The following is an 8,697-nucleotide window of genomic DNA, read 5'->3' as shown; positions in this document are numbered from 1 at the left end:
CTGAAGTGGTAATGCCTTGTCACTTGCTGGTAAATTTTTTGGCGTTTGGTGGTAAAAACTATGTCACTGGTGGTACATTTCAGTGGCTGTAATCATTATGTTGCTTCAGCACGCCTTATACTTATTAATTATTTATCATATCCTGCACTTTTGCCACTTCTTCCTCTGGGACAACATAGTAATAGATCCCATCAATGGTCGTTCCTGAACCTTCCATCATATAGCTTGTTACATTACGTCTCGTGTCACTGTATCCATTTAGTAACTCTCTCATATCATCGAAGTCAAGGCTAGTGGCCATATTGTTGCCTAGAATATCAATGACTTCATTCACTTTGGTGATATTCGCTACATTGGCGCCCTTATCAATGATCCCTTCAATAACTTTACGCTGACGCTCGGTACGTCCAAAATCACCTGCTGAATCTTGTTTTCTCATCCGCACAAAGGCAAGTGTTTGATCTCCATCCATTTCTATAGGGCCAATTGTGAAGTCATACTTATTGTCGCTCCACTCAATATCATTATCAACTGTAATCGTGCCTAACTCGTCTACCAGTTCTTTTAGGCCGTTCATATTAACACGCATATAATAGTCTATATCTACTCCAAGAAAATCTTCTACGGTTTGTACAGCCATATTGGCACCGCCAAATGCATAGGCATGATTTATCTTATCCTCGCCGCGACCGGAAATAACCGTTCTTGTATCACGAGGGATACTGATCATATCCATTTCATCTGTTTCTGGTTTCAAAGATAAGACGATAATTGCATCCGAACGGCCGGCATCATTATCTTCCTGATCCACACCTAATAATAGAATATTCAGCGGTTCGCCACTACTAGCTTTCTCCTTGGATTTATCCATATCAATGCTTTCTATAGGGTCATGCATTTTAGTGTCAACGGTATCTTGGATATTACTCCAAATTGACCAGACATAAATACCAGCTGCTGATATTAATACAAAAATAATAATCAAAGGGGTGAGTATCCACCATTTTTTTGACTTTTTGCCTTGTCTGCTATTGAGTCTCTTTTCCGCCATTTTTCGCCATCCTATCTTAATATTTTCTCTTATCTTTCATATTATATCACAGCAAAGAAAATAGTAGTGAGGAAATTTGGTAGAAAAATAGTTCTTATTCCTCGATTGTAATCTATAAATTTTACTTATTAGAAGAATTACTTTATATATCATGAGGTTAATGTGATCAAGGGCTACTAAGTTAGTAATAGTTTTAATTAGTTAAGTTTATTAATCCTGTTTTCTGAAAAATGCGGCTGTGTCGTTTATTAGTTCAACCCTCCCAAAAGTAGGGTTGATTTTATTTGCAATCAGCCATATATTTTGCTCTGTCTTCACTGCTTTTTTATTGGAATTAATTGGTTGATCAATTTGATAACTATGCACTCAATAAAAGGTTGACAAGGCTTAATTTTAAATGTATTATTAACTCACATATAGGAATATTATATCACTTAAAGGATCGTTACTGGAGAAGCAGGCGTGACCTATAGGATGATAAACAGGTGTGGGATTGAGTTGCACTCATTTATTATCTTATTTGGGCAGGTCTTTTTTGTTTGTTTCGAGTTAGAGTGGAGGCGATACTGGTGCGAGTCGTCAAAGTATTTAATAATAATGCAGTACTCGTTCAAAATAAATATGGGTTAGAAGAAATTGTAATGGGAAAAGGCATTGGTTTTAGTAAATTTCCAGGAGATAAAATTGAAGAACAAAAAATAGAAAAACAATTTGCTTCGACAGTGAAAGATAAAGATATCGTGCATGACTTTGAAGAGCTCTTGAAACGAGTTGATTATCTCGATATAACGTTAGCAAGCGAAATCTTTTCTTTATTTGAAAAAAGAATCTCCAAAAAAAATAAGTGAAACCAGTTTGCTGGATATGGCTGATCATATTAATTTTATGCTTAAAAGAGCGAAGGAGGGGACATCATTTCGAACCCCATTAGAGTGGGAGCTAAAGGAAATTTATCCACTCGAATATGAAATTAGCTTAGAGGCAGTAAAATTACTCCATAAGAAAACAGGGGTAGATATCCCTGATATGGAAGCAGCATTTATCACACTTCATTACGTCAATGCAACGAGTGGTGAAAGCAGGATGGAAGAAACGATTCTCATTTCGAAAATCCTGCAAAATATCTTAAATATCATTAAGTACCATTATGGAAGAGAATTTAACGAAGAAACCATTTATTTCAGGCGATTTATTACCCATATTCGGTACTTTGTGAAGCGGCAGTTAGCGAAAGAAAATGTTAAAGCTGAATCCTCCTCTCTGCTATCTGTCATAAAATTACAATACAGCCATGATTATCATTGTGCAGAGAAAATTAAGCATTATTTAGATGAAAAATATACTTGGAACATATCGGATGACGAATTGCTGTATCTGACTTTACATTTAAATAGACTATCATCTGAGTAGTAGGATCGTTACTGGAGAAGCAGGCGTGACCTAAGAATTAGAAATGATAGGTGACAAAGGGCGTTTTTTGATGACGTCGTTTTGTACTTTGTTGCTTATTGTTGATAGTTTTAGGTCGCGCTTTTTTATTTGAAAAATACATGAAAAAAGAAAGGATTATGGATATGAAATATCAAGAGGATAGCAAACAAATTCTTGAGTTAATAGGAGGAAAAGATAATGTAAATAATCTAGTTCACTGTGCTACACGTCTTCGCTTTAGTTTAAAAGATGTTTCCAAAGCGAATAAAGCAGAACTAGAAAAACTTCCATTTGTTTTATCTGTCGTCAATAGCGGCGGACAGTATCAAATTGTTATTGGCAATGCTGTATCAGATTATTTTGCAGCTATTCAATCACTTGCCGGTCTTGAAGGCAATCGTAAAGCGAAAGAAAAACAAAAATTTAATATCAATACAGTATTTGAAGTTATTTCAGGGGCATTTTCGCCGCTAATTCCAGTTATGGCTGGTGCAGGTATGGTGAAAGCTTTATTAACGGTGCTATCTCAACTGGGTTGGATTTCAGAAGCCAGTTCTACTTATGCCGTTCTAAGTGCTGCTAGTAATTCTATCTTTTATTTCTTGCCGATATTCTTAGGTATTACCTTGGCTAATAAGTTAGGCGGGAATTTATATGTTGGAGGTGCCATAGGTGCGGCTTTAATGGAGCCATCTTTTACAGCTCTCATTGGTGAAACAAGCGCGGATTTCATCAGAATACCGCTTGAAGCTGTGGACTATGCAACAACCATTTTTCCAATTTTTATTGCTATATTTATTTATCAGTTTCTTGATAAATTGTTAAAGAAAATAATCTATAAAGATATTCAGCTTTTTGCCGTTCCGATGATCAGTTTGTTAGTCATGGTTCCACTTACTGTCATGATTTTTGGCCCGTTTGGTACCATCGTGGGAGATGGATTATCTACAGCAGTCATGTGGTTATATGAGCAAAGCAGTCTTCTGTCAGGGGTTGTCCTTGGAGGCGGCATGACGTTTATGGTAATGTTTGGTTTACACTGGGGATTTACTCCTATCACATTAGAGAATTTAAATAGTATGGGTGGAGATCCGGTAGAAGGTATGGCATTAGCTGCCGTTTTTGCTCAAATTGGTATTGCGATTGGTTTTTATCTAAGAGCCAAAAAACATTCTAAAATGCGTTCTCTAGCTGGTTCTACTGCCATCACAGGGTTACTGGCAGGTGTAACGGAACCGATTGTTTATGGTATTGTATTGCGCTATAAACGTTTGATCCCTATCGTGGCGATATCAGGAGCTATTGGTGGCGCGATTTTAGGTGGTTTTGGAGTGACCATGAATGCTTATGTTTTCCATAATTTATTTTCCATTCCTGTATATACGCCGCATATTGGTTATTTCGTAGGGATTGCGGCTTCCTTAATTGCCGGTGGAGTGTTAGCGTATTTCTTTGGGGTGAAAGAAGAAACACCAGACTTTGCAGCAAATGTTCCTACCCCTGCAACGGAAGGAAAACAGGATGACAAACTGTTCGTATATACTCCGGCAAAAGGTAACGTCATTACGTTAAGTGAGGTAGAAGATGATGTGTTCTCTAGTGGGATAGCTGGTAAGGGAGTAGCGGTAATTCCAACAGAAGGAGAGATCGTGGCACCATTCGATGCAACGATAGTTGCTGTATTCCCTTCTAAACATGCGATTGGTTTGAAAGCAGAGAATGGGACAGAGTTACTGATTCATGTTGGTTTAGATACGGTTAATTTGAATGGTAAGTACTTTGAAGCGGCAGTAGCTAACGGAGATAATGTAAAACGGGGTGACTTACTATTAACATTTGATCACGACAAGATTCTAGCGGAAGGCTATAAACTTACGACACCAGTAATAGTAACGAATCCAGATCAAATGAATGAATTAGAAAACATGAAAGAAGATGGAGCTATTACACTTGATTCCGTTCTATTTGAAATAGGGAAATAGTTAACTATAGAGGAAAGGGAGATCGCTATGAAGAAGGATTTTTTATGGGGAGGGGCCATTGCTGCCCATCAGGTGGAAGGCGCCTGGGATGCAGAAGGAAAAGGTATTAGTATTGCAGATGTGATGACGGCTGGCAGCAAAGACAAAGCACGTAAGATTACAGATGGTGTGATAGAAGGGGAATATTACCCGAATCATGAAGGAATTGACTTTTACCATCATTATAAAGAAGATGTCAAAATGTTTGCCGAAATGGGATTTAAGTGCCTGCGAACCAGTCTTGCCTGGACGCGAATCTTTCCAAATGGTGACGAGACAAAACCGAATGAAGCAGGTTTAAAATTCTATGATGACCTTTTTGATGAGTTATTAAAATACGATATTGAACCGGTGATTACTTTATCACATTTCGAAATGCCGTATCATTTGGTAAAAGAATATGGAGGCTGGCGTAATCGTAAGCTGATTGATTTCTTTGTTCATTTCTCAGATACAGTGATGAGAAGATATAAAGATAAAGTGAAGTATTGGCTGACCTTCAATGAAATTAACAATCAGCGTATTTTGGATAATCCGATTTATGGTTGGACCAATTCAGGTGTATTGTATAAGGATAACGAGGATAAGCTGGAAGTGATGTATCAAGCTGCTCATTATCAGTTTGTGGCTAGTGCATTGGTTGTAAAAAAGGCTAAAGACATTAATCCAGCATTCCAAGTTGGCTGTGTGTTAGCCGCTACGCCAAATTATCCACTTACAAGTGATCCAAACGATATTTTATTGGCCCAGCAAGAAGATGAGAATCAGCTGTTTTTCACCGATGTTCAAGTAAGAGGACATTATTCCCAAAAAGTATTAAAAATCTGGGAAAATAGCGGATATTCAATTGATGTAACGAAACAAGATGTAATTGATTTGTCAGCAGGAACCGTTGATTTTATCGGTGTTACTTATTATTTGAGTAACACAGTTTCGATACGACCGGAAGCCAAAAGGCTAAATGATAAATTACTCGGCAGTGATGTGCTGGTAGAGAACCCATTGGCAGAAACGACGGAATGGGGATGGACCATTGATCCGAAAGGCTTGCGTTACTATTTGAATCTATTGGCTAATCGTTACGAACTACCCATTTTTATTGTGGAAAATGGATTTGGATATGCAGATAAATTTGAAAATGGCAGTATTCATGATAAGGAGAGAATTGAATATTTAACGGAGCATATTAACCAGATGCAGCTTGCCATAGAAGAAGACGGTGTAGAAGTGATCGGCTATACCGTCTGGGGATGTATAGATCCGATATCATTTACAACTGGTGAGATGTTGAAACGTTATGGGTTTATTTATGTGGATAGAGATAATGATGGGAAAGGGTCGTTAAAACGTTATAAGAAGGATTCGTTTTATTGGTATCGGGAGTTAATTGCTAGTAATGGGTTGGTAATGGATTGATTTGTTTATAGGCGGTGTGAGGTCTTGAAATAAAGGAAAGTTTATTTTGGATTGCTTGAATTAAAGAAATTTTAGTGACATTTTATCACACACAACGAAAAGTTCATAAAATGAATCCCCTAATACTTCTGTCTTTTTCAAAAGCAGTTTATTGAAGGGTTGGGGATTTTTCTATACATTTGATGATTGATAGTTCATCCGGTAGTGTAAACTAAACTGTGTAAGTAAGAGAGCGTACGGCTCTTACTTCACTGTTTAGTTCTTTTGTTAAAATAAATATATACCAATTGGGAGGTTATTCTATTGTTTAAGTCAAAGCGAGAAGGGAAATCAGCTGAATTGGCCAAACAAATACTAGATAACTACCAACCAGAGAACGTAGAAGATATGCAAAATGCACTGAAAGATATATTTGGACCCATGTTTGAATCCATGTTGAAAGGTGAGATGAATCATCATTTAGGTTATGAATCCAATGATAAAACAGACGGAATGGTTATGAAAAGAAAATAATTAAAACAAGTTCGGGTGAGATGAACATTAAGGTGCCTAGAGATCGAGACGGATCCTTTAACCCTGAACTGATACCGAAACGAAAGAAGGATGTGTATCTGCGATTGAAAATAAAGTGATTTCTATGTATGCACGAGGCATGTCTCAGCGAGATATTTCCTTCACCATCGAGGATATCTATGGATTTTCTGTCTCTCATGAAATGGTTTCAGAAATTACTGACCAATTGCTTCCTGACTTGGAAGAATGGCAGGACCATCCCTTGAGTAACTGTTATGCCTTTGTTTTTGTCGATTGTATGTATACCACTATCCGCAACCAATATGAAACAAAAAAATATGCGATCTATACAATTCTAGGTTATACCATCGAAGGAGGGGAAGAAATACTTGGATTATGGTTAAATGAGACAAAAAGCAAGCATAAATGGATGCAGATCTTTGATGAGATTAAAGCTGTACATTCTTTGGCGTTAAGTGATAAAGAAGATGTCAGAGGTGGTGATACATTTTAGTGACCTGTAATCATTTTTTATGAATACAACAGCTGGCAGGCTTAGCAAGGTGGAATTTGAACGAGTTGATCATCTTTTAAAAGTGCTGCGGTTTTTGACATTGACCAAATCTATTTTGCTAAAAATAATGTAAGCGGGAAATAGTATGATGTCATGAAAAATAGCGCTAAAAATGGAGCATTCCCAAACGAGAACGCCCTTCTAAAAGTCTTGTACTTACGAACCAAAGAACTTGAAAATACATGGGAAGGCGGCCATATTCAACAATGGGCAATGGTCATGAATCAGCTATTAATTCATGATCACCTTCATGAACGTGTGTTAAAGTATTTAGAATAACTTACACACTTTTCTTGACAAGCCCTTTACAAAAGTATAAAAACTTATGGAAAATAGTTTTTCCAATATTCCAGGTGTTGAAAAATATCTAACTGAGGAAATTCTGTAAATAAAACAATTAAATGGATCTATCTTATTCTCCTTATCTGTTTGAATCACACTATATTCAATGATATTCGTCTGAGCACCAGCAACACTTGTAGAAAAATACTAATTGTAAGTTTTACATGACAGGATGGTTAGTACTTTCCGAGAGATTACTAATAAGAAGGCATAAATCCATTAAAGCGTAATAAGGAACCCTTTTTATCTTGATGTATTCTCTTTTTCTTGTATTGACTTAACGCACTTAATAATCTGAGGAGTGATCTATTCTCCCCATATTTGAACTTTTTTTCACAATTCTTCTAATAAATACTTCAATCTTAGTATTCCATTCATAGTAAGAGGTTTTAGTCAATTTTCCCCACATTTTTTTACGTTCATTATCAATTACAATTGACTTTGTTTGGCATGTTTTTGTGTATTCAACAATTAATTTAGAAGATAAGTCTATTCTAAATTGTGAGCTAAAACCCGGATATTTTGAGAAGTCATTCAGAAAATAAAAAAATTCACCTTCTAAAATTGGCTCCGTAGCACCTTTAATTTCATAATTAAATATATTATCCCGTATAACTCTATATAATTTACTCAATACAGTTTTAAATCTTGACTCTAAATTACTAAATGATTCATCTAGTATATAATAAGCAACGGAACAAACCACAAAATAATTTTTTTTATTCTCTTCTAATACCTCACATAAAAAACTAGGTGATAATTTCTTATCTAACAATTTCATAAATACAATGATATCATACATATTACTTATATTTTTGAGGTTGTTCTTCAATATTGTATATAGATGTTGAAATAATTTTTCCTTCAAATTATTTGCTTCACCTATTCTTTTTTGAATAGATTTTAAATTTTTTTCTTCAGTTTCATTTTTTGCTTTTTCATCTAAGTTATTTCGAAATTGGCTTACTTTATTAAATAGTTTAACATAAATAGCCAAAAGATAAGTTGTGCTTTTTGAATTAATATCCAGAATGTAAACATTAGAAACGACTTCTAACATTTTTAAATTAATATGAAAATGATTACCGTCAAAAACTATAAAATCCCTTACTGTTTTTAAAAAATAATTAACTATTCTTGTTCTAGAATTTGGAAAAGTAGCTACAAGAATCTCGACTTCATATAGTAATTTATCCCATTGTACTTTTTCCCCTTTATATTCTTGCAAAGTTAATATTGAGTTTTCCATAAGTTTGGATCTATGTCAATAAATTGGACAATAGAAATGGTGAATTTTTTAATTTCCTACCGCGCTCCGCTTGCTCCCCTCTGTGTTAAAGGAAGGGGAA

At 35.6% G+C, this 8,697-nt stretch carries 7 protein-coding genes and 1 pseudogene; 6 read left to right on the top strand and 2 right to left on the bottom strand.

What is annotated here, in order from left to right:
- Positions 1-124: 124 nt before the first annotated feature.
- Positions 125-1,051: an LCP family glycopolymer transferase gene (locus JOD18_RS23850; RefSeq protein ID WP_204671947.1), complete on the bottom strand. Its 927-nt coding sequence runs from the start codon at positions 1,049-1,051 to the stop codon at positions 125-127.
- Positions 1,052-1,620: 569 nt separating this feature from the next.
- Between JOD18_RS23850 and JOD18_RS23845 the strand changes: the two genes are divergently transcribed.
- The 6 genes and pseudogenes from JOD18_RS23845 (at position 1,621) to JOD18_RS23820 (ending at position 7,285) form a co-directional block, all read left to right on the top strand.
- Positions 1,621-1,899, top strand: coding sequence for a CAT RNA binding domain-containing protein (locus JOD18_RS23845; protein WP_204671946.1), 279 nt, complete (start codon positions 1,621-1,623; stop codon positions 1,897-1,899).
- A gap of 16 nt (positions 1,900-1,915) precedes the next feature.
- On the top strand, positions 1,916-2,461 hold the full coding sequence (locus JOD18_RS23840) for a PRD domain-containing protein (protein ID WP_239588340.1): 546 nt from the start codon (positions 1,916-1,918) through the stop codon (positions 2,459-2,461).
- 164 nt (positions 2,462-2,625) lie between these two features.
- Complete coding sequence (locus tag JOD18_RS23835) at positions 2,626-4,464, top strand: beta-glucoside-specific PTS transporter subunit IIABC (protein WP_204671942.1); 1,839 nt, start codon at positions 2,626-2,628, stop codon at positions 4,462-4,464.
- A 27-nt stretch (positions 4,465-4,491) separates the two neighbouring features.
- On the top strand, positions 4,492-5,919 hold the full coding sequence (locus JOD18_RS23830; RefSeq protein WP_204671941.1) for a 6-phospho-beta-glucosidase: 1,428 nt from the start codon (positions 4,492-4,494) through the stop codon (positions 5,917-5,919).
- 303 nt (positions 5,920-6,222) lie between these two features.
- A pseudogene (locus JOD18_RS23825) lies at positions 6,223-6,889 on the top strand (IS256 family transposase); the annotation flags it as partial.
- A gap of 210 nt (positions 6,890-7,099) precedes the next feature.
- Positions 7,100-7,285: a hypothetical protein gene (locus JOD18_RS23820; protein WP_420827820.1), complete on the top strand. Its 186-nt coding sequence runs from the start codon at positions 7,100-7,102 to the stop codon at positions 7,283-7,285.
- A 349-nt stretch (positions 7,286-7,634) separates the two neighbouring features.
- Here JOD18_RS23820 and JOD18_RS23815 read toward each other — a convergent pair whose 3' ends face one another.
- Positions 7,635-8,597 carry a hypothetical protein gene (locus JOD18_RS23815; RefSeq protein ID WP_204671940.1) on the bottom strand — a complete coding sequence of 321 codons (963 nt, stop codon included), beginning with the start codon at positions 8,595-8,597 and terminating at the stop codon, positions 7,635-7,637.
- Positions 8,598-8,697 lie beyond the last annotated feature (100 nt).

This window comes from Gracilibacillus alcaliphilus (assembly GCF_016909015.1).
GTDB lineage: Bacteria > Bacillota > Bacilli > Bacillales > Amphibacillaceae > Gracilibacillus > Gracilibacillus alcaliphilus.
The sequence above is the reverse complement of the archived record's forward strand: the minus strand, read 5'-3'. Positions and strand labels throughout refer to the sequence as shown.